26 protein-coding genes are annotated in these 24,422 nt (G+C 64.3%); 8 read left to right on the forward strand and 18 right to left on the reverse strand.

Translation table 11 applies throughout. The features are described from left to right. Window positions 1-153 precede the first annotated feature (153 nt). Complete coding sequence (locus tag M2427_RS18965) at window positions 154-666, reverse strand: MarR family transcriptional regulator (RefSeq protein ID WP_280708052.1); 513 nt, start codon at window positions 664-666, stop codon at window positions 154-156. Then, window positions 656-1,288 carry a maleylacetoacetate isomerase gene (gene maiA / locus M2427_RS18970; RefSeq protein ID WP_280708053.1) on the reverse strand — a complete coding sequence of 211 codons (633 nt, stop codon included), beginning with the start codon at window positions 1,286-1,288 and terminating at the stop codon, window positions 656-658. Before maiA ends, M2427_RS18965 begins: the two co-directional genes overlap by 11 nt. Window positions 1,289-1,431: 143 nt before the next feature. Here maiA and gtdA point away from each other — a divergent pair, with 143 nt between their 5' ends. Continuing rightward, window positions 1,432-2,472 carry a gentisate 1,2-dioxygenase gene (gene gtdA / locus M2427_RS18975; RefSeq protein ID WP_280708055.1) on the forward strand — a complete coding sequence of 347 codons (1,041 nt, stop codon included), beginning with the start codon at window positions 1,432-1,434 and terminating at the stop codon, window positions 2,470-2,472. A 31-nt stretch (window positions 2,473-2,503) separates the two neighbouring features. On the opposite strand, the gene M2427_RS18980 is transcribed toward gtdA, so the two are convergent. Genes M2427_RS18980 through M2427_RS18995 form a run of 4 tightly spaced genes read right to left on the reverse strand, consistent with a single transcriptional unit; the run spans window position 2,504 to window position 6,510 of the window. Then, window positions 2,504-3,325, reverse strand: a complete 822-nt coding sequence (locus M2427_RS18980) for an ABC transporter permease (protein ID WP_280708056.1) — start codon at window positions 3,323-3,325, stop codon at window positions 2,504-2,506. Further along, window positions 3,318-4,091 carry an ABC transporter ATP-binding protein gene (locus M2427_RS18985; protein ID WP_280708057.1) on the reverse strand — a complete coding sequence of 258 codons (774 nt, stop codon included), beginning with the start codon at window positions 4,089-4,091 and terminating at the stop codon, window positions 3,318-3,320. The genes M2427_RS18980 and M2427_RS18985 overlap by 8 nt, the downstream gene beginning before the upstream one ends. An 11-nt stretch (window positions 4,092-4,102) precedes the next feature. After that, entirely contained in the window at window positions 4,103-5,110 is a 1,008-nt protein-coding gene (locus M2427_RS18990; protein ID WP_280708058.1) for an ABC transporter substrate-binding protein, read from the reverse strand. A gap of 35 nt (window positions 5,111-5,145) precedes the next feature. Then, a complete protein-coding gene (locus tag M2427_RS18995; RefSeq protein ID WP_280708059.1) occupies window positions 5,146-6,510 on the reverse strand; it encodes an FAD-dependent oxidoreductase in 1,365 nt (454 codons plus the stop codon). A 110-nt stretch (window positions 6,511-6,620) separates the two neighbouring features. Here M2427_RS18995 and M2427_RS19000 point away from each other — a divergent pair, with 110 nt between their 5' ends. Beyond that, entirely contained in the window at window positions 6,621-7,505 is an 885-nt protein-coding gene (locus M2427_RS19000) for a LysR family transcriptional regulator (RefSeq protein WP_280708060.1), read from the forward strand. A 196-nt stretch (window positions 7,506-7,701) separates the two neighbouring features. Further along, complete coding sequence (locus M2427_RS19005) at window positions 7,702-7,980, forward strand: hypothetical protein (RefSeq protein ID WP_280708061.1); 279 nt, start codon at window positions 7,702-7,704, stop codon at window positions 7,978-7,980. A gap of 3 nt (window positions 7,981-7,983) precedes the next feature. On the opposite strand, the gene M2427_RS19010 is transcribed toward M2427_RS19005, so the two are convergent. Further along, window positions 7,984-8,787, reverse strand: a complete 804-nt coding sequence (locus M2427_RS19010; RefSeq protein ID WP_280708063.1) for an enoyl-CoA hydratase-related protein — start codon at window positions 8,785-8,787, stop codon at window positions 7,984-7,986. A gap of 158 nt (window positions 8,788-8,945) precedes the next feature. Here M2427_RS19010 and M2427_RS19015 point away from each other — a divergent pair, with 158 nt between their 5' ends. Next, window positions 8,946-9,920, forward strand: a complete 975-nt coding sequence (locus M2427_RS19015; RefSeq protein ID WP_280708064.1) for a ketopantoate reductase family protein — start codon at window positions 8,946-8,948, stop codon at window positions 9,918-9,920. Window positions 9,921-9,923: 3 nt separating this feature from the next. Here the strand turns inward: M2427_RS19015 and M2427_RS19020 are convergent, their stop codons facing one another. Further along, window positions 9,924-10,601, reverse strand: coding sequence for an alpha/beta family hydrolase (locus M2427_RS19020; RefSeq protein ID WP_280708066.1), 678 nt, complete (start codon window positions 10,599-10,601; stop codon window positions 9,924-9,926). Between the two features lie 125 nt (window positions 10,602-10,726). Between M2427_RS19020 and M2427_RS19025 the strand changes: the two genes are divergently transcribed. Further along, window positions 10,727-11,872: an acyl-CoA dehydrogenase family protein gene (locus M2427_RS19025; RefSeq protein ID WP_280708067.1), complete on the forward strand. Its 1,146-nt coding sequence runs from the start codon at window positions 10,727-10,729 to the stop codon at window positions 11,870-11,872. Between the two features lie 14 nt (window positions 11,873-11,886). Here M2427_RS19025 and M2427_RS19030 read toward each other — a convergent pair whose 3' ends face one another. Continuing rightward, window positions 11,887-12,771: a LysR family transcriptional regulator gene (locus M2427_RS19030; protein ID WP_280708068.1), complete on the reverse strand. Its 885-nt coding sequence runs from the start codon at window positions 12,769-12,771 to the stop codon at window positions 11,887-11,889. A gap of 105 nt (window positions 12,772-12,876) precedes the next feature. Between M2427_RS19030 and M2427_RS19035 the strand changes: the two genes are divergently transcribed. Genes M2427_RS19035 through M2427_RS19045 form a run of 3 tightly spaced genes read left to right on the forward strand, consistent with a single transcriptional unit; the run spans window position 12,877 to window position 14,357 of the window. Continuing rightward, window positions 12,877-13,305, forward strand: a complete 429-nt coding sequence (locus M2427_RS19035) for a DoxX family protein (RefSeq protein WP_280708069.1) — start codon at window positions 12,877-12,879, stop codon at window positions 13,303-13,305. Between the two features lie 13 nt (window positions 13,306-13,318). Next, window positions 13,319-13,780, forward strand: coding sequence for a DsrE family protein (locus M2427_RS19040; RefSeq protein ID WP_280708070.1), 462 nt, complete (start codon window positions 13,319-13,321; stop codon window positions 13,778-13,780). Beyond that, window positions 13,773-14,357, forward strand: a complete 585-nt coding sequence (locus M2427_RS19045; protein WP_280708071.1) for a TlpA disulfide reductase family protein — start codon at window positions 13,773-13,775, stop codon at window positions 14,355-14,357. The genes M2427_RS19040 and M2427_RS19045 overlap by 8 nt, the downstream gene beginning before the upstream one ends. A gap of 6 nt (window positions 14,358-14,363) precedes the next feature. On the opposite strand, the gene M2427_RS19050 is transcribed toward M2427_RS19045, so the two are convergent. The 9 genes from M2427_RS19050 to M2427_RS19090 form a co-directional block, all read right to left on the reverse strand. Further along, window positions 14,364-15,503: an amidohydrolase/deacetylase family metallohydrolase gene (locus tag M2427_RS19050; RefSeq protein WP_280708073.1), complete on the reverse strand. Its 1,140-nt coding sequence runs from the start codon at window positions 15,501-15,503 to the stop codon at window positions 14,364-14,366. A 105-nt stretch (window positions 15,504-15,608) separates the two neighbouring features. Then, window positions 15,609-17,615: an SPFH domain-containing protein gene (locus tag M2427_RS19055; protein ID WP_280708074.1), complete on the reverse strand. Its 2,007-nt coding sequence runs from the start codon at window positions 17,613-17,615 to the stop codon at window positions 15,609-15,611. 236 nt (window positions 17,616-17,851) lie between these two features. Next, window positions 17,852-18,454: a VOC family protein gene (locus tag M2427_RS19060; protein ID WP_280708076.1), complete on the reverse strand. Its 603-nt coding sequence runs from the start codon at window positions 18,452-18,454 to the stop codon at window positions 17,852-17,854. Between the two features lie 46 nt (window positions 18,455-18,500). After that, on the reverse strand, window positions 18,501-19,220 hold the full coding sequence (locus M2427_RS19065) for an SDR family oxidoreductase (protein WP_280708078.1): 720 nt from the start codon (window positions 19,218-19,220) through the stop codon (window positions 18,501-18,503). Then, window positions 19,217-20,071 (reverse strand): ATP-binding cassette domain-containing protein, encoded by an 855-nt coding sequence (locus tag M2427_RS19070; protein ID WP_280708079.1) that lies wholly within the window; start codon window positions 20,069-20,071, stop codon window positions 19,217-19,219. Before M2427_RS19070 ends, M2427_RS19065 begins: the two co-directional genes overlap by 4 nt. Beyond that, complete coding sequence (locus M2427_RS19075; RefSeq protein ID WP_280708081.1) at window positions 20,068-20,943, reverse strand: ABC transporter ATP-binding protein; 876 nt, start codon at window positions 20,941-20,943, stop codon at window positions 20,068-20,070. The genes M2427_RS19070 and M2427_RS19075 overlap by 4 nt, the downstream gene beginning before the upstream one ends. Continuing rightward, complete coding sequence (locus M2427_RS19080; RefSeq protein ID WP_280708082.1) at window positions 20,940-21,827, reverse strand: ABC transporter permease; 888 nt, start codon at window positions 21,825-21,827, stop codon at window positions 20,940-20,942. Before M2427_RS19080 ends, M2427_RS19075 begins: the two co-directional genes overlap by 4 nt. Further along, complete coding sequence (locus M2427_RS19085) at window positions 21,820-22,827, reverse strand: ABC transporter permease (protein ID WP_280708083.1); 1,008 nt, start codon at window positions 22,825-22,827, stop codon at window positions 21,820-21,822. The genes M2427_RS19080 and M2427_RS19085 overlap by 8 nt, the downstream gene beginning before the upstream one ends. Before the next feature lie 27 nt (window positions 22,828-22,854). Then, window positions 22,855-24,393, reverse strand: coding sequence for an ABC transporter substrate-binding protein (locus M2427_RS19090; RefSeq protein ID WP_280708085.1), 1,539 nt, complete (start codon window positions 24,391-24,393; stop codon window positions 22,855-22,857). Window positions 24,394-24,422 lie beyond the last annotated feature (29 nt).

Raw genomic sequence — 24,422 nt, forward strand, 5'->3', positions numbered from 1 at the left:
CATTGCCGTCGCCAGGAAGCTTCTAACCGTGCTCAACGCAATGATGCGCGACCGAAAACCTTATATGATCGCCCCATCGACATAACAGTTGCCGGATCGGCGCTTCGCTTGTCCGGGACGACGGCGGAGAATGACGCACCTACGCGGGCAAACTCACCCGCCCTTCCCCAAATGCTCCAGCGCGTCCTCCGCTCGCAATGGCACGCGCGAGACCTCGTTGTTGAGATCGACGAGCTGCGTCATCAATCCCATCAGCGCCTTGCGCTCGGTGGGCTTGAGCGGCTCCAGCATGCGCGCCTGGGCGCGTTCGACCGCGGGGATGATCTCGCGCAGGATCGCTGTACCTGACTTCGTCAGATAGAGCAGCTTGATCCGCCTGTCCTCCGGCGCCGGCTTGCGCTCGACAAAGTCCTTGGCCTGGAGCCGCTCGATCACGCTGCCGAGCGTGGAACGGTCGAACGCGATCACCGCCGACAGCCGCGTCGCGTCGATGCCGGGATGGGTGTGGATCGCGATCAGCGCTGCATATTGCACCGGCGTGAGGTCGAACGCCTTGCACTCCTCCATGAAGATCGAGACTGCGATCTGCTGCATGCGCCGGAACAGATAGCCCGGCGCGGCATAGACCGCGTCCATCGTGATCGGAGGAAGAGGCTTACTCGGCATCGGGCTGCTTCTCGGGTGCGGCATTGACGAAGGCCGGCAGCGCCTTGGCGGCGGCCTCGGCTTTGAGCAGGCGCGGATAAGCGGAAACATCGACACCGAAGCGGCGCGCATTGGCAAGCTGCGGCACCAGGCAGAGATCGGCGAGCGTCGGCGCGGCGCCGAAGCAGAACGGGCCCGGCTCGTCTTGGATCAGCGTCTCGCAGGCGGACAACCCCTCGCGATTGACCCAGGCGGCCCAGTCCTGGACTTTGTCTTCCGCCAACCCAAGCTCACGCAGCCGCGCCAGCACCTTCAGATTCTGCACGGGATGGGTGTCGCAGGCGATCGCCAGCGCGAACGCGCGCACCTTGGCGCGTTGCAGCGGATCCTTTGGCAGCAGCGGCGGATTGGGATGGGTTTCCTCAAGCCATTCGATGATCGCGACCGATTGGGTCAGCACTGCGCCGGAATCGTTCTCCAGCGCCGGCACCAGGCCTTGCGGGTTGATGGCGAGATAAGCGGGGGCGCATTGTTCGCCCTTGCGAAGATGATGCGGCAGGTGCTCGGCGCCGAGACCCTTGAGATTGAGCGCGATCCGCACGCGATAGGCGGCGCTTGAACGGAAATAGCCGTGCAGCTTCATCAAAACCCTCCCTGCTTTGTCATTCCGGGGCGACGCGCCAGCGTCGAGCCCGGAATGACAACGACCTTGTATGTCGTTCGTCAAGTTGACGCTACCTGGATTGTAAGTATACTGTCAATCAAACGAAACGAGGGAGCCGCGCCATGGAAGCCGTGACCAAGACGCCGGAACGCGAGGCGTTCTACAGGAAGATCGACGGCGAGAATCTCACTGCGCTGTGGACGGTGATGAGCGATCTGATCACGCCGGAGCCGAAGAGCGCCTGCCGGCCGCATCTGTGGAAGTTCGACGTCATCCGCGACTACATGATGGAAGCGGGCAAGCTCATCACCGCCAGGGAAGCCGAACGGCGCGTGCTGGTGCTGGAAAACCCAGGCCTGCGCGGCCAATCAAAGATCACGACCTCGCTCTATGCCGGCGTGCAGATGGTGGTACCCGGCGATGTCGCACCCGCACACCGGCACAGCCAGTCGGCACTGCGCTTCGTGCTCGAAGGCAAGGGTGCTCACACCGCCGTCGATGGCGAACGCACGGCGATGGAGCCTGGCGATTTCATCATCACGCCGTCGATGACCTGGCACGATCATTCCAACGAGACGGATGAGCCGATGTTCTGGCTCGACGGCCTCGACATCCCGCTGGTGCAGTTCTTCGACTGTTCGTTTGCGGAAGGATCGAAGGAAGACCAGCAGAAGATCACCAAGCCCGCCGGCGACAGCTTTGCCCGCTACGGCCACAATCTGCTGCCGGTCGACGTGAAGCGGAGCTCAAAAACCTCGCCGATCTTCAGCTATCCCTATGCCTACACGCGCGAGGCGCTGGAGAAAGCCAGGACGAGCCAGGAGTGGGACGCCTGCCACGGACTGAAGCTGAAATTCAGCAATCCCGAGACCGGCGATTTCGCGATGCCGACCATCGGCACCTTCATCCAGCTGCTGCCGAAGGGCTTCAAGACCGCACGCTATCGCGCGACCGATGGGACCGTGTTCTGTCCGATCGAAGGAAGGGGCCGCAGCCGCATCGGTGACGCCGTGTTCGAATGGGGCCCGCGCGATCTGTTCGTGGTGCCGAGCTGGCAATGGGTGACGCACGAGGCGGACGAGGATGCGGTTCTGTTCAGCTTCTCGGATCGGCCGGTGCAGCAGAAGCTGGATCTGTTTCGGGAAGATCGCGGCAACGCGTGAGTTTCGTAGGGTGGGTTAGCGCGGATTGCAGCTACCGCCAATGCAACAACTTGACCTCCAGCCAGCCGATCACCTTGCCCACAGCAAGCCCGAACACCGACAGGATCACCACGCCCGCGAGCAGCTGATCCGTCTGCATGAGATTGCCCGCCTGGAGCACGAAGGCGCCGATGCCGTATTGGGCACCGATCATCTCGGCGCTGACGACGAGCAACAGTGCCACTGACGCCGTGATGCGGAAACCGGCGAGGATCGCCGGGAGCGCGCCGGGCCAGACCACCTTGCGCACGATCGTGGCGAAGGGAACATTGAAACTCTGCGCCATGCGGATGAGGTTGCGCGGCACGGCATCGACGCCGCTATAGACCGAGATCGCGGTCGAGAAGAATACGCCGAGCGCAATGGTCGCGATCTTCGGCTCTTCGCCGATGCCGAGCCAGAGGATCAGCAGCGGCAGCAGCGCGATCTTCGGGATCGGGAACAGCGCCGAGATGAAGGTGATGCCAACGCTGCGCGCGAGCCTGGACAGGCCGATGGCGAAGCCGACCACGACGCCGGCCGCCGTGCCCAGCATCCAGCCAACGCCGATACGCAGCAGCGAGGCGGAGAGATGCTGCCAAAGCGCGCCCGATATCGCGAGCTCGTAGATCGCGCGCACGATGGCCGACGGCGCCGGCAGGAACAGCGGATTGACCAGCCTGGCGCTGCCCGCCGCCTGCCAGATCGCGATGACCAGCGCGAGCGCGATCCAGCCGCCGAAACGGCTTGAAGCAGGAACGAAGCCTGCGCCGCGGAAGCGGACGCGCCGCGTCGTATCGTCCTTGGCCAATGTGTCCGTCGCGCGATCAAGCATGCTGGACCTCGCGTTCGGCATCGATCGCCTCGTTGCGGATCAGTGACCAGATCTGGTTCTGAAGCGCCAGCAGCTTCTCCCGCGCAGACGGCTCGCCGCGCGCCGCGCGCGTCATCGGCACGGTGACGACCTCGCGGATGCGCCCGGGCCGGCGCGACAGCACCACGATGCGGTCGGCGAGCCGCGCCGCCTCTTCGAGATTGTGGGTGACATAGACCGCGCCCATGCCGCCATCGGCGAGCAGGCGGACGAAATCTTCCATCAGCAGCTCACGCGTCTGCGAATCCAGCGCCGAGAGCGGTTCGTCCATCAGGAGAATGGCAGGCTTGACCGCGAGCGCGCGCGAAATGCCGACACGCTGGCGCATGCCGCCGGAAAGCTGCTTTGGATAGGTTTTGCGAAAATCGGTCAGTCCCGTGCGGCGCAAGGCGTCGTCGACCAGCGCACGGCGCTGCGCGGCCGAGAGCCGGGTATGCAGCAGCGGGAATTCGACGTTCTCCTCGACCGTGGCCCAGGGCAGCAGCGCAAAATCCTGGAACACGAAGGTCAGCGGATTGAGACTGTCGGCCGGCGGCGCGCCACGCAACTCCGGCGCGCCCGAAGTCGGCTGCAACAGCCCGCCGAGGATCGACAGCAGCGTGCTCTTGCCACAGCCCGAGGGACCGACGATCGCCACCACCTCGCCGGCACTCACCGTGAACGAGATGTCGTCGAGCACGGCGAGATCGCCGAAGCGGTGGGTGATGTGGTTGGCGATCAGGTCCACGAGCTAATCTCTCAATCCGCCTTCACGTAATCCTTGGCGATGATCGTATCGGCATCATAGCCCTTGTCGGCAAATCCCTGCTCCTGCAGCCATTTGATCTGGTTATCGACGTTCTTGACGTCGAGCTTGCCGTCCGGATCGATATAGGCGCAATTGCCGACCACCTGTTCAACCGGGAGGTTGGTGTACTTCGCGATGATCTCCAGCAGCGGCCTGGTCTTGTCGTTGATCGGCGCGACGCCGTCCTTCATCGACGCGAGGATCACGTCGTGATATTCGCGATCGGCTTTGGCGAGGACCCCGAGGAATTTCGTCACCAGCGCCTTGTTGGTCAGCGTCTTCGGTGAAGCGAACACCGCGCCCAGCTGCCAGGGCGTCTCGTCACCGACCCAGCCCAAAAACTTCGCACCGCCATCGTCCATCAGCTTCCGCGCGGTGGAGATCGGGAGCAGCGCCGCATCCACGGTCTCGCCCTTCAGCGCAGCCGCCGCATTCGACAGCGATTGCAACGGCACGATCTTCACGTCCGAAAGCTTGAAGCCGTATTTGTCGGCGAGCAGGCCGAGCGAATAATGGAAGGAGGAGCCGACCTGCGTCATCGCGATGCGCTTGCCCGCGAGATCCTTCGGTGTCTTGAGGCCAGCCGCATAAGCATTGTTGCTGGCGAAATAGCCGATCAGGGGATAGCCAGCCTTCTCGCGGCTCATGCCGCCGATCACCTTCAGCACGCCCTTGCCGGCGAGATTGTAGAGACCTGCGGTGAAGGCGGTGACGCCGAAATCGACATCGCCCGAGGTCGTCGCGACCGCGATCGGCTGCGCCGCATCGAAGAACTTCAGCTCCACGTCGAGGCCGGCCTCGCGGAAATAGCCCTTGTCCTGCGCGATGAAGACAGGCGCGGAGGACGACAGGCGAAGCACGCCGACCTTGGCCTTCAGCGCATCCTCGGCCCTGGCTGTGCCCATCGCCATCATAGACAAAAGGCTAAGAGCCGCCGCGACCCGCGCAATCCCGATCATCCCGTTTCCTCCAATAATTCTCTTTTTGCAGTCCGTTACAGGCCCTTAGGCACGGGCTGATCCCGTCCGACGAAGGCGCCCTGTTGTTTCAACGTTTCCTGCAATTTTTCAACCGGTATATCACGCGGGATCCGGTTTCCGGACAGCGCCAGCGCGGCCGCGGAACCTGCAGCCTCCCCCATCGCGAAGCAGGCGCCGGACACCCGCGCCGCCGACTGCCCCTCATGGGTCATGGAGGCGCAGCGGCCGGCGACCAGCAGGTTGTCGACGCCTTCGGGCACCAGCATGCGGTAGGGCAGCTCGTTATAGCCGCGCGATTCCGGGATCGGTGGGAAGGTGAAGATGACGTCGCCGGCCACATGAGCCTCGATCGGCCAACCATTGACGCCGATGGAGTCCTCGAACGAGGCGCAGCCGAGCACGTCCACGCCGCTGAGCTGATAGCCGCCCGTGATGCGGCGAGTCTCGCGGATGCCGAGTTGCGGCGGCAAGTCGACGATGTAGGATTTCTCGAAGCCCGGCACGGTGCGCAGGAACTCGAACGCCGCGAGCGCCTGCTTGCGGCCCTCGATCTCGCCGCGGGTGAGATCATCGGGCTCGACGCCGTTGATGGCGTGACCGTCCTCGCGCGCCACTTGCGTAAAGTTCACCCGCCATTCGATGCCGGATTTTTGCGGCCGCACGATCGCGCTCTTGCGCGGAAATTTGTGCGTGCCGGCGGCGGTGGCCTGCTCCATCAATTGCGGGATGGTTCGCCAGGCATCACCCGCCTTTGCGGGGTCGATGCCGTTGAGGCGCAGCATCATCGACGGATACATGGGATGGCCGTGTTCGTCGCCGATCTCGAACGGCGCACCGGCCCAGACCGCGAGATCGCCGTCGCCGGAGCAATCGATGAAGATCTCCGAGCGCACCGCCTGCCGGCCGGCCTTGGTCTCGACCATCAGTGCATCAATGCGGCGGTCATCACCCATCACCACACCGGCACCGAGCGCATGGAAGAGAATGTGAACCTTGTGGCTTGCGAGAAGCTCGTCGGCCGCGATCTTGTAGGCTGCAGTGTCATAGGCCTGAGCGAAGACCTTACCGAGGATCAGATGCGGCGCGTTGAGGCCGTTCAGATGATCGATCCGCGCCAGCAGATCGGACGCCATGCCCTGCACCAGCCGGACGGCTTCGCCATAAACATTGCCATGCAGGCCGCAGAAATTGGTGACACCGGCCGCGGTGCCCATGCCGCCGAGAAAGCCGTAGCGCTCGATCAGCAACGTCTTCCGCCCGGCGCGCGCCGCTGAGGCCGCAGCGACGATGCCGGCCGGCCCGCCACCGAGCACCACAACTTCATATTCGCCGTAAAGCGGCACCTGGCGTGCCGGTTCGTTGATCGTCGTGGCCCGCATGGCGCGTCCTTCCCAAAATCCTTTGCTTGGTGACGACTATGAATTAACGCGCAGCGAGCTACAATCCATCAAAATGGGCGATCAGCTTTCTCGAATCGCGAAAGGTCGACATGGACATCCTGGTGAACCTTCAGGCCTTCCTCGCCACCGCCGACACGGCCGGCTTCTCCGCCGCAGCACGGAAACTCAATGTGTCGACCTCGGTCGTCGCGAAGCTCGTGACTCAGCTGGAGGCGCGGATCGGCACACCGCTGTTTCACCGCTCGACCCGGCAATTGCGGTTGACCGAAGCCGGCCGGCGCTATGTGCATCGCGCCCGCGGTGTCGTGACTGATGCCACCGACCTGCTCTCGCGCATGGGCGAGAAAGGTCACGATCTCGTCGATCACCTCCGCATCAAGGCGCCAACCTCGATGACAGTGGCGCGGCTGGCGGATGCCTTCAGCGCATTCCAGACGCAAAACCCACGGCTGAAACTGGAGATCGTGCTGATTGATCGTCCGGTCGATCCCGTCAGCGAGGGCTTTGACATCGCGATCGGCGCCTTCCCGCATTCCTTTGGTGGTGTCGTCGACGAGCCGCTGGTCCCGTTGAAGCGGCTGCTTTGCGCCTCACCCGCTTATTTGAAGAAGCACGGCACACCAAAGCACCCGCGTGATCTCGTCGAGCATCGCTGCCTCAGCTTCATGCCGACAGGCCCCGAATGGATCTTTGATGGGCCACGCGGCCGCATCACCATCCAGGTCAGCCCGCTGCTCTCCTCCAACGAGGGACACGTGCTGGCACGCAGCGCCATCGCCGGCAACGGCATCGCGCTGATGTCGCATTATCTCGTCGCGGACGCCTTGCGCGACGGCACGCTGAAGCCGGTGCTGCGCGACTTTCCGATTCCGGAATTGTGGGTGAAGGCTGCGATCCCCGAGCGACGGCGGAATGCCGCCGCGGTGCAGGCGCTGCTGAGCTTGCTGAAAACGTCACTCGCGCCGTCGCTGTAGGCCGTGTCGCGCCGCCGTCACAAGATGACGATTGCTCTCGATGGGCGGACCTGAGAGAAGGCGGCTAAGCTCCGCTGTCATCGCCCGCGAAAGCGGGCGATCCAGTATTCCAGAGACGTCAAACGTATCCGGAGAAGCCGCGGCGTACTGGGGCGCCCGGTCAAGCCGGGCGACGACAAGGACCTTGGCTCAATAAATGGATTCGACGCCTTTGAAATTCGCTCTCGCCGCTCTGACCGCCCTCGCGCTCTCGGCCGCCCCCGCCGCAGCACTCGAACAGAACTGCCGCTTCATCCAGGCCAAGGCCGACCGCTCAGCCTGCTACAAGCGGCAGGAAGAAGAGCTCGCGGCAAAGCGCAACAAAGCTACGCCGGTGGCGACTGACGAGAGCAAGACGATGGAATCGCTGCGCCAGATGCGGCAGGACGACGACGCCGTCTATCGCAGCATTCACGGCATCTGCCGCGGCTGCTGAGGATCAGCTCTTTCCGCCGCTCCAATTCCCAGCGCGCTTCTCGGCGAACGAGGCCAACCCTTCGGCCGCTTCCGCGCTCTGGCGCTTGAGCGAATGCAGCTGGACCAGGCGCATGTAGGCGGCATCGTCCACCGCCATTCCGCCGAACGAGCTCTCCAGCGCAAGCCGCTTGGTCTCGGCCATCGCCTCCGGCCCATTGGCGAGCAGCTGCTCGACCACCTTGCTGCCGGCGACTTCGAGATCGGCGAGCGGCACCACCTCATGGACGAGGCCGATGCGGCGGGCGTCTTCGGCGCTGAAGCGTTCGCCGGTCAGCGCGTAACGGCGGACTTGCCGTACACCAATGGCATCGCAAAGCTGCGGTATGATGATCGCGGCGGTCAGGCCCCAGCGGACCTCGGTGATCGAGAACAGGGCGTTGTCGGCGGCAATCACGACGTCGCAAGCCGCAATCACGCCGGTGCCGCCGCCGAAGCAGCCGCCTTGCACCAGTGCCACGGTCGGGATCGGCAACGTATTGAGCCGCTGCACGGCCTCGAACGTCGCCCGCGACGCCGCCTCGTTGGCTTCAGGCGATTGCGGGCGGACTCCATTGATCCATTTGAGGTCGGCGCCTGCCTGAAAATGCTTGCCATTGCCCTTGAGCACGACGACGCGGAGGTTGGGCTTCTTGCCCAGATCGTCCATGGCTGCGAGCACGCCTGATATCAGGGCGCCGTCATAGGCGTTGTTGACCTCGGGACGGTTGAGCGTGACGGTCGCAACCCCACGCTCATCTGATGTCCACAGGACGGGGCTGGCAGTCATCGGCGATCCTCCGGTCATTCATTTGCCGCGCACTATGGCCGAGGCAACGCGTCCCGATCCATATCTTTCCAGCGTGGGGCGGTCGCGCCCATCGCATGGCGGCTTGTGTCATGCTGCGGCCGGGCGGCATCCTAGGGATCAGGGACGGGACATTATTTATGCGCATCTGCATTTTCGGCGCGGGCGCCGTCGGGAGCCATCTTGCGGTCAGGCTCGCGCGCGCCGGTCACGAGGTCTCGTGCGTGATGCGGGGGGCGCATCTGGAGGCGGTGCGCGCCAATGGCCTCAAGCTGCGCGTCGGCGATTCCGAGGTCAGCGCCAAGGTGAACGCGTCAGGCGATCCGGCCCAGCTCGGCCCGCAGGACGTCGTGATCTCAACGCTGAAAGCCACGGCGTTGACTGGCCTCGTCTCCAGCATCAAGCCGCTCCTGCAAGACGATACCGCGATCGTGTTCGCCCAGAACGGCATTCCCTGGTGGTACGGTATCGGCCTGCCGCCGCGGCATCCGGCACCGCCGGACATTTCCTTCCTCGATCCGGGCGGCCGCTTGCGCGCCTGCATCCCGAAAGAGCGGATCATCGGCGGCGTCATCTTCTCCTCCAACGAGGTGACCGCGCCCGGCGTGGTGCAGAACCTGACGCCGGACCGCAATCGCCTCCTGATCGGCGAATGCGACGATCGCAATTGCGAACGGATCACAAAGCTTCGCGGCATGTTCAACGATGCGCGGCTGGAATCGCCGCCGGTGGCCGAGATCCGCGAGGCGATCTGGTCAAAGCTGCTGACCAACATGTCGCTCTCGGTTCTGTGCCTGCTCACCGGCCAGACCGCGCGCGGCGTGCGCGACGACCCCGCCTTCACCGAGGTCATCCCGCGGATGCTGACCGAGGCCAACGACATCGCGCAGCACTTCATTCCTGAGGTCAAGCGCGTGACGCGCAGCGGCCCCGCCCCCAACCACAAGCCTTCGCTTCTGCAGGATTACGAGCTCGGCCGCGCCATGGAGATCGACGTGCTGGTGAAGGCGCCCGCCGCCTTCGCGCGCGCCGCCGGCCTCTCGACGCCGACGCTCGATCTCATTGCAGCGCTCGCGATCCAGAAGGCGCGCGACAAGGGGCTTTATTCGGCCTGAGCTTCAGCTCAGTTTGTCGATCCAGGCCGCAAGCGTGTCGAGCACCTCGGCGAGCGCCTCGTCGTTGGTGCGGCCTGACTTCTTCAGCACTGCGAAGCCGTGATCTCCGCCTTCGATCACATGCAGCGTCGCCTTTGCTCCGAGCGCCGCGACGACGGGCCTGAGAAGGCCGAGGTCGGCGAGGCCGTCGCGCGTTCCCTGCAGGAACAACATGGGAATGGCGACGCCACCAAGATGTTCCGCCCGCTCCGTCGATGGCTTCTTGTCGGCATGCAGGGGGAAGCCGAGGAAGGCGAGTCCCTTCACGCCGGGCAGCGGTGACTTTGACTGCGCCTGCGAGGTCATGCGACCGCCGAACGATTTTCCACCCGCCACAAGCTTGAGCCCGGGACACAGCCGCGCAGCCTCCTCGACCGCCGCGCGGATCGTGGCATGCGCGACGGCCGGCTGGTCGGGACGCCCCTGCTTGTTTTCCATGTAGGGAAAATTGAAGCGCAGCGTGGCGATGCCGCGCTCGGCGAGACCCTCCGCAATCTTGTCCATGGATGCATGCCGCATCCCGGCACCAGCGCCATGCGCCAGGACGTAGCAGGCGCGCGCATTGTCCGGCTGCATCATAATCGCGGAGACCGCACCGTTCCGCCCGAGGTCGAGCTTGAGCTCTTTGGTTTTGACAGCCACAATCAACCATCCCGACAAACGCTGCACCCGTCGCCTTGGTAGCGTCGACGGCGCAGCCTGAAAACACAATAATTGCCGACGCTGGCTGATCTACCAGCGGGCAAGCCGCATCAACCGAGGTGACCATGGCCTACCGCTCCTCCTGGATGACCGAAGAGCTCGACGTCTTCCGCGACCAGTTCCGCAAATACCTCGCCAAGGATCTGGCGCCGCATGCCGAGACATGGCGCGAGCAGAAGATGGTCGATCGCTTCGCCTGGCGCGGGCTCGGCGAGATGGGCGCGCTGCTGGCGAGCGTGCCGGAGGAATATGGCGGGCTCGGCGCGACCTTCGCCTATGACGCCGCGGTGCTGGAAGATCTCGAAAGCACGGTGCCGGAACTAACCACCGGCGTTTCCGTGCACAGCGCCATCGTCGCGCACTACATCCTCAACTACGGCTCGGAGGAGCAGAAGAAGCGCTGGCTGCCGAAGATGGCCTCGGGCGAGATGGTCGGCGCCATCGCCATGACCGAGCCCGGCACCGGCTCGGACCTGCAAGCCGTGAAGACGACGGCCAAGAAGCAGGGCAATTCCTACGTCATCAACGGCCAGAAGACGTTCATCACCAACGGCCAAGCCGCCGATCTCGTCGTCGTCGTCGCCCGTACCGGCGAAGCCGGCGCGAAAGGCATTTCGCTGATCGTGGTCGAGACCGCAGGTGCTGACGGCTACAAGCGGGGACGCAATCTCGACAAGATCGGCCTGCACGCCTCCGATACGTCAGAACTGTTCTTCGACAATGTCACGGTGCCGCCGGAGAATCTGCTCGGCAAGGAAGAAGGCCAGGGGTTTGTGCAGCTGATGCAGCAACTGCCGCAGGAGCGCCTCGCACTCGCGGTCGGCGCCGTCGCCTCGATGGAACGGGCCGTCAAGCTCACCACCGAGTACACCAAGGAGCGGAAGGCGTTCGGCAAGCCGCTGATGGATTTCCAGAACACCGCCTTCACGCTCGCCGAGCGCAAGACCGAAGCGATGATCGCGCGCGTCTTCGTCGACTGGTGTATCGAGCAATTGGTCGCCGGCGACCTCGACACCGTCACGGCGTCGATGGCGAAATACTGGTGCTCGGACAAGCAGGTCCAGACCGCCGACGAATGCCTGCAGCTGTTCGGCGGTTACGGCTACATGCAGGAATATCCGATCTCGCGCATCTTCATCGATTCCCGCATCCAGAAGATCTATGGCGGCACCAACGAGATCATGAAGCTGCTGATCGCCCGGTCGCTGTGATCGGGTCGCTGTAGTCACCTCATCCGCTTGTCGGCCGCGATGAAGTCGATGAAGGTCCTCACCTTCGCGGAGAGATATTTGCGGCTGGGATAGACCGCGAACAGGCGCCCATCGAAGATGACGTCATCAGGCAGGATGTGGACGAGACGGCCAGCGGCGATGTCGTCCGCGACCAGCCACTTCGGCAAGAAGGCGAGCCCCATGCCTTCCAGTGCGGCCACATGCAGCAGCGTTTCGTTACCGCTGCGCAGCACCGGATTGAGCTTGACGGTTTCGACCGTGCCGTTCCTGTTCAAGGAGAAGCTCTCTCCGGGATAAAGCGCATAGTGCAGCAAGGCCTGGCCGGCGAGGTCGGCCAACTTCGCCGGACGCCCAGTGCGATCCAGAAAGGCGGGCGCGGCGACGAGGTAGAACGCGACCTTGGTGATGGGCCGCGCGATCAACGCCTCGTCGGGCTCGCCTGTTGCACGCAAAGCAAGGTCAAACCCCTCTTCGACCAGATTGACCAGCCGGCCGCTGAGATCGACGTCGAGACACACCTCCGGATAGCGCGCCTGATAGTCCGCCAGCACACCAGCGAACATCGTGTTCGCCATCCACACCGGCGCCGTCAATCGAAGCCTGCCGCGCGGAACGACTGTGGCATGGCTGACGGCGGCTTCGACTTCGTCGAGCGAATCCAGCATCTGGCGCGTCTGCTCGAAATAGAGCGTGCCGCTCTCGCTCAGGCTGACACGCCGGCTGGTCCGGTTGAGCAGCCGCGTGCCCAGCCGCTTCTCGAGCTGCATCACATGCTTGCTCGCCATGGCGGGCGAGATGCGCAGGCGCTCGGCTGCCGCGGCAAAGCTCTTCAGCTCCGCGACCAGGCAAAACACCCGCATGCTGACTAGGGAATCCATGCGATCATCAACACTCAGGAAATGAACCACTCCTGGAACATATAATGATCAAATCGGGCGAAACCATCAAATGGTGGCAACCTTCACCGTTTTGGAGAAACCACCATGTCGACCGCCACCTTCGAGACCGCTACGCCCGGCCGCGCCCTTCGCATCGGCCTCTGGGCTGCGCAGATCCTCGTCGCCCTCGCCTTCATCGGCGCGGGGCTGGTCAAGCTGACCACCCCCATCCCCCAGCTGGCCGCCATGATGCCGTGGGCCGGGCAGTACTCCGAAACCTTCGTTCGCTCCATTGCGCTGGTCGATCTCGCCGGCGGGATCGGCATTCTGCTGCCGGCGCTGACGCGGATCCTGCCGCGGCTGACGGTGCTCGCTGCACTGGGCTGCTCGGTGTTGCAGGTCATCGCCCTCGTCTTCCACCTCTCGCGCGGCGAGGCCGAGGTGACGCCGCTCAACGTGGTCCTGCTCGCGCTCAGCCTGTTCGTGCTGTGGGGTCGCAACAGCAAGGCACCGATCGCGCCGCGCCAGTTCTGACGGGCGAGCTGCCATGATCTCTGCCATCAAATGGTCCCGCCGGGGCCTGCTTGCGGGCACCGCAATCCTCACGGCCGGCGGCACAGCCGCGGCCAAGGAAGATCGCCTCGCCGATGGCGTCGTGATCCTGATCGACAGCAACGAGCCTTATGTGATGGGCCACGCGATCAGCTATTCGGCCAACCTCGCCAAGCACTTTGCCGACAAGGGCGCCCGGTTGCTGATCGAGGTCGTCGCCAATGGCAAGGGCATCGACGTGTTCAGGGCGGACAAGACGCCGCTGGTCGAGCCGCTCGCGACGCTGCGCCAGTCGCTGCCCAACCTGACCTACAGCATGTGCGCTTCGTCGAAGGCGATCGCGGAGGCCAAGGAGCAGGTCTCGATCCCGCTGATCTCGGGCGCGAACCTCGTCCCCTTCGGGATCGGACGCGTCGTCGATCTGCAGCTCAAAGGCTGGGCCTATATCCATGCGTGAGACGCCTCGCGCGTTGTCGCGGCGATCGCTCCTGATCGCCGCGACAGCGCTTGTTGCCCCCCTGCGCGCAAGCCGTGCGCAGGGAAGCTGGCCGCCGGTGTTCGAAGCCGGGCGCAGCCAGTTCACGGTGGTGCGACCGCGAACGGCGATGCCGCCGATACGGCTTCAGGACTTGCATGGAAAAGACGTGGTGGTGACAGCGAAGCCGGGCCGCATCACCCTCGTCAATTTCTGGGCGACGTGGTGCGCGGCGTGCCGGCTCGATCTGCCCGTGCTGGCGAGCCTCGCGGGATCGCAACGCGACCAGCTGGACGTCGTCGCTGTCTGCACGGACACGAAGGATTTGCGCAAGATCACCGCGTTCCTCGCCAGCCTCGCCGCAAAAAACCTCGCCTGCTATGTCGACGCCTACGGTGCGGCGGCGCAAGCATCGACGGAGATGTTCCCCCTCATCGGCATGCCCATCACCTATCTCGTCGGGACGAGTGGCCAAGTCGAAGGCTACATCGCCGGCGCGCCCGACTGGCTCTCACCCGAGGGCGCGCGGCTGCTGCAATTCTATCGCGAACAGGGCTAGCCCCGCCTAGTTCGGATGCCACCAGCGGCCGCCGATGACGACGCCTTCGGAGACGATCTTCTTGTCGCCGATGAGGTGCTCGCCGACGACGTCCTCATAATCGAACTGGCCTTGCCTGACCGAGATCAGCGTGGCATCGCCGACGCTGCCCGGCTTGAGGCTGCCGAGCTCGGGGCGTCGCAGCGCCATCGCGGCATTCTCGGTCGAGGCCGCGATCACGTCCGACAGCGACATGCCCATGCACAGGAATTTCGACATGGTCGTCACCTGGTCGTAGGCCGGGCCGTCGATGCAGAGCTGATGGATGTCGGAGGAGATCGTATCGGGATAGAAGCCGTTGGCGAGCATGGCGCGTGCGGTCTTGAACGCGAACGAGCCCTTGCCGTGGCCGATGTCGAACAGCACCCCGCGCTCGCGTGCATCCCGCACCGCCTTCTTGACCGTGCCCTGCGCAGTCGCCGGCGAATTCGGGAAGGGACGAAAGGCATGGGTGAGGACGTCGCCGGGGCGAAGGCGCGCCAGCACCTCTTCATAGGTCGGCGGCGGATGATCGATATGCGCCATCAGGGGCATGCCGACCTCATCGGCCACCTGGAGTGCGATATCGAGCGGGACAGCGCCTGACGTGCCCGAGGAGTGCAGTCCGACGCGCACCTTGATGCCGACGATGACGTCGCGGTTGGCATCGGCGACCTTGGCCGCCTCGATCGGGTTCATCAGCCGCAATTCCTCGCTCTCGCCGACCATGATCCGGTGCGAGAAGCCGAAGATGCCGGCATGGGAGACATGCAAATACGCGAGAATGCGGACCTGGCTCGGCTCGATCACGTGCTTGCGGAAGCCGGCAAAATTGCCGGGGCCGGCGCTGCCGGTATCAACCGATGTTGTAACGCCGGAGGCGCGGCAGAATTCCTCGGCATCGATGCCGAGCGAGGTGCCGCCCCAATAGACGTGGGTGTGGAGATCGATCAGCCCCGGCGTGACGATGAACTGCGAGACGTCGCGCACTTCCGTCGCCGGATCCGCTCTGAGCCCGCTGCCAATTGCTGCGACCTTGCCGCCGGAAAATGCGACGTCGGTCACGGCGTCAAGCTTCTGCGAGGGGTCAATGACCCGTCCGCCGCGCAGGATCAAATCGAAAGGCATCATTGGCTCCGAATGTGGGCAAGCAAGGGCCGGGCAGGAAGGTGCGCTTCCAGCCCGGACGCCTTTGTTAGCAATATTCACGCCGCCCAAGCAAATCGGCTGCGATCACTGGCCGTTGGGCCTGCGCGCAGCCTTTGGTGCCTCCTCTTTCAGCCGCTCCAGCGCATCCGGCATCATGCGGCCAAACATCGAGCTCAGCATCGCGGTCGGAATCAGGCCAGCATTGCTATTCTCCGCGCCTTGCGCACCTGACATCAGGAATTGCGGCACCAGCGGCTGGTTGATCCGGGTGAGCGCATCGGCGAACTTGGCAAAGTTCTGCTCGGCGAGCCTGAACTCCGGCCCGCCATAGGCGTCGACCGAGAGTTTGGTCGACTGGGCATTGGCAGTACCGACCGCCAGCACGCGATCGGCCTCGCCCTGGCCTTCGAGCCGCGACTGCTCGCCGACCGCGGCCGCGGTGACCTTGCGGGTCTCGGCGTCCTTCTGCGCGCGGGCAAGCGCCGCAGCACCTTCGTTCTCGTTCACCTTGATCTGGATCAGCGATTGCGTCAGCGCCGACTGCGCCGCCGCGGTCGCCTTGGCCTCGTTGAGCGCGCGCTCCTGCACGGCAGCCTTCTCCTGCTCCTGATAGGTCTCGATCTGCTCGCGCGCGATCTGGCGCGAGCGGAGCTGGATCAGGATGTTCTCGATGGTGTGGTCGCCGGTCGCCGCGCGCGGCGTGCCGATCAGGACCTCCTGGAGGTCGAGCGAATAGCTCTCGAACTTAGCCTTCATTTGAGCGGCCGATTCCTCCTGGATCGACGCCCTGTTCTGCAGCAATTCGATCAAGGTCATCTTCTGCGCGATGTTCTTGAAGAACGCGCTGACCATCGGGTCGAGGGTCTGCTCGACCAGCTTCTTCACGTCGCCGAACCGCTGGATGATCATCGGCGCCTTCTTGTAGTCGATATGCATCACCACCGAGAGCGGCAGCGTCGGTTCGAACGCATCGCGGGTGATCAGCGAGATCTCCGAGAGGTTCTCGTCGAGCTTCATCGCACCGACCTCGCCACGCACCCATTTCAGGATGAAGTTGACGGTCGGGATGATCTCGATCTTGCCGGCATAGGTATTGAACGCGTATTTGCCTGGGAGCAGCGGATCCTTCCAGACGCCGCGGCCGCCGTTGAGGACGAGTTCGCCGTGGCGATACTGCTCGCCCGAGACGTCGCCGCTGTGCGGACCGGTGTAGAAGATGACGACGCCGACATTGCCGACCGGGATCACCGTCTTCGGCACCGCCTCGACGGTCGCGAACAGGCGATTGATGTACCAGGTGCCCTCAACGATGACCTGGAGCTGCCGGCCGCGATAGCCGCCGGCAGCCAGGAATTTCTCGGGCTCCTGGAAATTGTTGTGAAAGATCTCGCCGTCACGGAGATCGGCGCCGACCTCGGGCGCAATGATCTCGCCCGGCGGCAGCGACGGGCCGTCATGCACGGTGACGACGCCAACGAGGTCATGATCGGCCGCAAGCACGACGGGCGTAAAGCCCCATCGTTCAGAGATCGTGAGCTGCATGGCGTCGAGCACGCCGCGTTCCTGCTCGCTCAGGGCATGGCCATAGACACGATCGTCGGTGATAATCGCGAATTGCGTCGTATTGATCGCATAGGTGCCTTCGCGCAGGACTTTGCGTTGCGGACCCTTCTGGCCGCCGGCGAGCAGGAATCGCCGCACGTCCTGGAAGTCCGACTTGTCCTCGCTGTCGTTGGCGCCGAGCACTTGCGACGCGCCAAGCGGCGCGCCGTCGCGCGCGAACACATAGGCGATCTTGCCCTGTCCGACCGTGACGAGATCCGATTTGTGGATCCGGTACATGAACGGAAAGAACACGTGCACGCCGCCGCGCAGCACTTCCGGCTCGTAACCGGCTTCACCGTTGAGCGCGATGAAGCCTTCGTCGATCGATCCTTTCGTCGACCACATCTTCTCGACGATGCCGACCTGGTTGTTCGGAATGTAACGAAAGATATTGGCTACCCGCAGCAGGATCACAAACGCGATCGCGGCTGCGGCCCAAAGCGCCGGCTGGATCAGCCAGGCGACGTCGAAACCATTGATGTTCATAATTCATCTCCACAATTCGCAACTGGGTGGTCTTGTTAACCAAGGCCACACCCCAGAATTGCGGGAGCGGAGATGTGAATACGGCCCCCGCTTCGCAAGCACGATGGCGCGCAAAGCAGTGCCGATCTTTTTTTATCGGGGGCTTGACGAGAACCGAATTTACGCGGCCATGCAAACCCGCCAAGAGCCCACTCCGCGGCTGAAAGACCGGGTCGCGAATTCGTCTATGACTGATGTCACTTCGTCGGTTCGGTCGTCGACCACAGCACGGTCTTGGCGCTCTTCTCGTAGGCCATGCCCTTGGGATAGCTGATCAGCTCCATCTGCATTCCCCACGGCGTCAGGAAATAGAGAATGGATTGACCGGCCGCCGGCCCTTCGTTCACGGGGATTGGTCCCTGCATGGTCTTGACGTTCTTCGATCGCAGATAGTCAGCGGCCTTTGCGATGTCGTCGACATAGAGCGCGATGTGGTGACCGCCGATATCGCTGTTCTTCGGCAGCGTCTTGGCCTGGTCGGGCGACTGATACTGGAACAGCTCGATGTTGGAGCCGTAACCGCAGCGGACCATGCTGATCTCGTCGATGACGGCGCGCGGGTTCACGTTGACGACGTCCTGCATGAAGGTGCCCTTGTCGTCCATGAAAGGCCCGAACGACATCGCGTGCGAGCAGCCGAGGACGTCGGTGAAGAAGGCGGTCGCGGCCTTCACGTCCGGCACGGTGACGCCGGTGTGGTCGTGGCCGCGCAGGCCGGGAATGGAATCCGCCGAAGCCGGCAGGATCGAGGCACCGAGCGACAGCGCGGCGGAGGCAAGCAGTACTCTCAACGGGATCATGTTCGCTTCCTTATGGTTCGCAACAACGCAACATCCGATGTGAAACTCAGCCCGGCGACGCCAACTGGCGTTCGACACCCTTGGGATCATGGGCAAGGCCTTGTGCAAGGCCGCGCGCCATCTCGCCGACATAGATCTCCTCCTCGCCGGCCGCGAAGCCGTCGAGGATTTCCTTGGCCGCATCCGCGGTCGTCATCTTGGGGATGGTCAGCATCGCGGTCATGCGCGTATCGATCGCACCGGGCAGTGCGGCAGCGACGCGCACGCCTTTCGGGCCGAGGTCGCCGCGCAGGCCCTGCGTCAGGCTGAGGCCCGCCGCCTTGGAGGCACAGTAGGATCCCATGAACGGCAGGTTCACGCGCGCAAGGATGGTGAGGATGTTGAGCACCGCTCCCTTGTTCTTGATCAGCGTCGGCGCGAACGCCTTCGTCACCCGCAGCGGCGCGAGATAATTGATCTCGATCTCCTCGCGCGCGATCGCAAGATCGGGCGCGACCATGAAGCCGGTGTTGTGGTTCACGCCGGCATTGTTGATCAGCACCGTGACATCGCCGAGCAGGCCAACCGCCTTCGCGACATCGTCGTCGCTGGTGACGTCCATCCTGACCGGCACGATGCCATCAGAGGCGGTCAGCGCGGAAATATCGCGTGCAGCGGCGTAGATCTTCGCAGCGCCGCGTGTCTTCAGTTCTGCGATGAGCGCCCGCGCGATTGCTCCGGCAGCGCCGGTGACGAGGACGACGGAACCCTTGATGGTCTCGGTCATGCGGCTGATCCTTGCTGTTGGGGAGTGACAACCGTGGAATCGTCGAGCCAGCCCGGCTCGACATCGGGCAGCGGAATGGCGGCGAGCAATTGCTGCGTATACGAATGCTGCGGCGCGCCGAACACGCGCGCGACGGGACCGAATTCGACGACCTCGCCATGATGCAGGATCGCAACGTCGTCGCAGAGCACGCGCACGACCGAGAGATCGTGGCTGATGAAGACCATGGTGAGGCCGAGCCGCGCACGCAGCTCCTTCAACAGCAGCAGGATGTGCGCCTGGGTCGAGACATCGAGGCCCGACACGATCTCGTCGGCAACGATGAAATCTGGCTCCAGCGCAAGCGCCCGTGCGATGCCGGCGCGCTGGCGCTGGCCGCCGGACAATTCGTGCGGATAGCGGTCGACGAATTCGGTTGGAAGGCCGACCAGCTCGAGCAAAGCCGCCGCGCGCTCGCGCTGGTCGCGTTTGCCCTTCAGCCGCCCGTGCACGCCGAGCGGACGCGTCAACGTCGTGCCGAGCCGCAGCCGCGGATTGAGCGAGGATTGCGGATCCTGAAAGATCATCTGAATGCGCGCCCGCAGAGGGCGCAACGCGGCCTCGTCGAGCTGGCCGATCTCGACACCGTCGAACTGGATGCCACCGGAGGTCGGCCTCAACAGCCGCACCAACAGGCGACCGAGCGTGGTCTTGCCCGAACCGGACTCTCCGACGAGACCGAGCACCGAGCCGCGCGGCACCGCGAGATCGACGCCCTTGATCACCTCGCGCAAGGTCGGCTTGCCAAACAGGCCGTTGCGTTGCGGATAGCCGAAGCCAAGGCTTCCCGTGCGAAGCAGGATGTCGCTCATGTCGCCCCCGCCGCCGGGATATGGTCAAGCCGGTGCGCTTCAGACCACAATTGCGCGATGAGATCAGGCGGCACCGGACGCAGCGCGTCAGCCGGCCGGTCGGCGCGCGGCGTCGCGGCAAGCAGCGCCCGGGTATAGGCATGGCGCGGCCGCGTCAGCACATTGGCCGTCTCGCCCTCCTCCAGCACGCGGCCGGCATGCAGCACCGTCATGCTGCGGCAGATCTTCGCGACCACGCCGAGGTCGTGGGTGACGAACAGCACGGCGCTGCCGTGGCGCAGGCGCAGCCGCTCGACGAGCTGCAGCACCTGGCGCTGCACGGTGACGTCGAGCGCCGTGGTCGGTTCGTCGGCAATGACGAGCGCTGGATCGCAGGCAAAGGCCATCGCGATCAGGACGCGCTGGCGCATGCCGCCCGAGATCTCGTGCGGATAGAGCGACAGCACCCGCTGCGGCTCGCGGATTGCGACCTCGGTCAGAAGCTCGGCGGCGCGTGTCAGCGCCGCGCGCTTCGACAGGTCGAGGTGATGTCGCAGCAAATTGCCGATCTGCGCTCCGATACGCTTCACCGGATTGAGCGAGGTCATCGGATCCTGCGGGATCAGCGCAATCCGACGGCCGAGCAGGCTGCGCCGTTCAGCCTCAGCCATGGCCAGGAGATCGCGGCCTTCGAAAGCGATGCGCCCTGCGGTGACGGTCGCATTCGCCGGCAGCAGCCCGAGCACGGCGCGGCCGAGCATGGACTTGCCGGCGCCGGATTCACCGACCAGCCCGCGAACCTCGCCGGGCTGGACGTCGAGGCTGACGCCGCGCAGCACGTTCGCGGCACCGATCGCGACTTTCAGCCCCTCCACTGTGAGCGTCGCCGTCACGAGCGTTGCACCGGATCGAGCGCGAGGCGCAGGCCGTCGCCGAACAGGTTGAGGCCGATCACGCTGGTGATGATGCAGACGATCGGTAACGCCATGATCCAGGGCGCCTGATAGACGATCTGGCGCCCCTCGGCGATCATGCTGCCCCAGGTCGGCGTATCGCCCGCTACGGAGATGCCGACAAAGGACAGGATGACTTCGACCAGGATCGCGATCCCCATCTCGACAGCGAGGAGGGTCACGAGTAGCGGAACTAGGTTGGGCAAGATCTCCAACCGCAGCAGCTTCACCCGGCTCAAGCCAATCACCCGGGCTGCGGCAGCGTAGTCACGCGTGAGCTGTACCATGGTCTCGGCGCGGATCACGCGGGCAAAGCGCGTCCAATCGACCACCACGATCGCCGCGATCACCGAGGTGAGCCCCGCGCCAATCACCGCGGCCAGCACGATCGAGAGAAGCACGGGCGGAAAGGCCATCCAGACATCGATCAGCCGCGAGATGGACTGGTCGACCCAGCCGCCAAAGCTCCCCGCAAACAGGCCGAGCGCGACGCCGATCAGAGCGGCCAGCGTTGCCGCAATCAGAGCGACGATGACCGCGGTGCGCGCCGAATAGATCAGGCGGGACAGCACGCAGCGGCCTAGGCTGTCGGTGCCGAGGAGGTAAGACCGATCGCCGCCCGTCATCCAGGCCGGCGGCAATTGCGCCGACATCAGATCCTGCTCGAGCGGATCGTGCGGCGCAAGCACGGGCGCTAACAGCGCGGCCAGCACCAACAGGGTGACCAGCGCGGCGCCGATCCAGAGACGCGGACCGCCTCGCTTCAAGCCGACAAGCAGGCGCGACGGCGGCGCGGCAATGGAGGTGACTGCGATGTCAGCCATGGCGCAGCCTCGGGTCCAGCATGGTCACTACGAGATCGACGACGAGATTAAGCGCGATGAAGAGCACCGCGAAGGTCAGCACCAAACCCTGGATCAGCGGAAAGTCGCGGTTGATCACCGCGTCGATCGCCATGTTGCCGATGCCTTCATAGGAGAAGATGCGTTCGACCAGCACGGTGCCGCCGAGCAGCAGCGTCACCTGAACGCCGCCGAGCGCGACCGTCGGGATCAGCGCGTTGGGAAACACCTCATGCAGCAGAATGTTCGGGCGCGAATAGCCACGGGCGCGCGCGATCTGCGCATAGTCATGGTCCTCGGCCTCCGCCAGCGATGCCTTCAACAGCCGCGCCACCAGGGCCGCAAACGGCAGCGCCAGCGCCAGCGCCGGCAGGATCATGTGGTGCAGGAGCGCGAAGGCGATGTCGAAGCGGCCTGTCAGCACGCTTTCGATCAGGAAGAAATTGCTATGCAGATTGAGCTCGATCTCCGGATCGATCCGGCCAGAGATTGGCAGCAGGGGGACCAGCACGCCGAACATCAGCAGCAGGATCAGCGCCCAGAGGAAATCCGGAATCGCAAGCAGCATTCCAACGCCGCCATCGACGAGCCATTCCGCGCGCCGGCCCCGCAGCAGAATGCCGACAAGCGCAGCGATAACGCCGAGCAAGACAGCGACGACAGTTGCGAGCAACGCAAGCTCGATCGTGGCCGGCAGCCGCGCCAGCAACAATTCCAGCACGCTTTGCCGCACGCTGATGGAGCGGCCGAAGTCGCCGCTTGCGACCTGGCCGAGCCAGCTCGCAAATTGCTGGAGGATCGGCTGGTCGAGGCCGTAGAGCGCGCGCAGCCGCCCGATATCGGCTTCCGAGGCACCGGGCGGGATCATCATCGCAATGGGATCGCCCGGCACGACACGCAACAGCACAAAGACGATCACCGCCACACCGAACAGTGTGGGCGGAACCAGGACGAGTCGCTTGATCAGCTCGCCCCATCGCATCCTGGGCGCCCTTCTCTAAAGCCCGGCCTAAGCCGGCGTGACGAGCTGCGGGAGGATCATGCCGTTGGACTGCGACACGACCTTGAGGCCCTTCTTGTGGATGATCGGTTGCACATACTGGAACAGCGGGATCACCTCGCCTTCCTCGGCGATGTATTTGTCGACCGCCTTGTAGCCGGCGATGCGCTTGGCTTCGTCCTTCTCGCCCCACAACGGCCCGATGCGCTCGACGAGGTCCTTGCCCTTCCAGGCGCAGTGCGGCGAGGGCCCGAACATCGCAAAGCCGGTCGAGGTCGAGGGATCGCCGATGGCGTTGCCCCAATTGTAGAAGGCGGCCGGAGCTAGCGCGTGGCGCGCGCGCAGCTCGAAATGCTTTGCGATCTCGTAGACCTCGATGGTCGCGTCGATGCCGACCTTGCGCCACATCCCGACGATCGCCTGGATCATCTCATAATCCTTCGGCTTGAAGCCGCGCGTGGTCTGGATCGTGAACTTGACCGGCTTCTCCGGCGAGTATCCGCTCTTGGCGAGCAGGCTCTTGGCAAGTTCGGGATCGTAGGCGACCTTGATCGAGGGATCGAAGGCGGCGTAGCCCGGCGCCTCCAGCGTCGCGATCGGCACGCCGTAGCCCTTGAGCAGCCGGTCGACGATTGCCTTCTTGTCGATGGCGTGATTTGCCGCCAGACGCACATTGCGATCGAGCATCGGATCAATGTCGGTGAGGAAGATCATCGCGATGTCGGAGACCGGCTTGGTCTGGCCGGCAAGGCCCGGCTTGCCCTTCAGCCGGTCGAACTCTTCGTAAGGAATCTCGAAGGTGAGATCGGAGCCGCCGGATTCCATCTCCGCGACGCGGCTGGTGGGATCGGTAATGAATTTGAACACCACGGTCTCGAAGGCGGGCTTGGGACCCCAATAGCCCGAATGCGCCTTCAGCCTGAGGAACGCGTTGCGCTCGAAGGCATCGACCTTGTAGGGGCCCGATCCGATCGGCGCCTTCTCGAACCCTTCCGCACCGACCTTCTCGTAATAGGCCTTCGGCAGGATGTAGCCGGTGAGAAACGCCATCCATTTGAACAGCGTCGGCTCGAACTCCAGGACGTCGCCGGTGATGGTGTTGCCGTCGATCTTGTAATTGCCGACCTTGGACCAGACGAACTGGATGGGATTGCCGCCCTTCGGGTCCGCGGCGCGCGTTAGCGACCACACAACGTCTTCCGGCGTCACGGGCGAACCGTCATGCCAGGTGGCGCCCTTGCGCACGTCCATCGTGATCTTGCTGCGATCTTCGTTCCAGCCCCATTTCGTCAGCAGCCCCGGCTTGAACGACAGGTCGGGCGCCTGGCCGATATAGGGATCAAACACTGCCTGATAGATCGACTGGATGGTCGGATTGACGGCGGAGAGGCCGACGGTCGGATCGAACGACGGCAGATTGACATTGTAGGCGATGGTCAGCGTGCCCGGCGTAGCCGCGAGCGCGCCGCCGGTGAGACCCGAGGCGAGTGGCAGCGCGGCGGCGCCGCCGGCGAGCTGGAGAAGCGAGCGACGAGAGAGCGACGGCATGTTCATGACCCCCAACACGATGGACGAGA

Origin of the sequence: Bradyrhizobium sp. BR13661 (assembly GCF_029892425.1) — a bacterium.
Classification (GTDB): Bacteria; Pseudomonadota; Alphaproteobacteria; order Rhizobiales; family Xanthobacteraceae; genus Bradyrhizobium.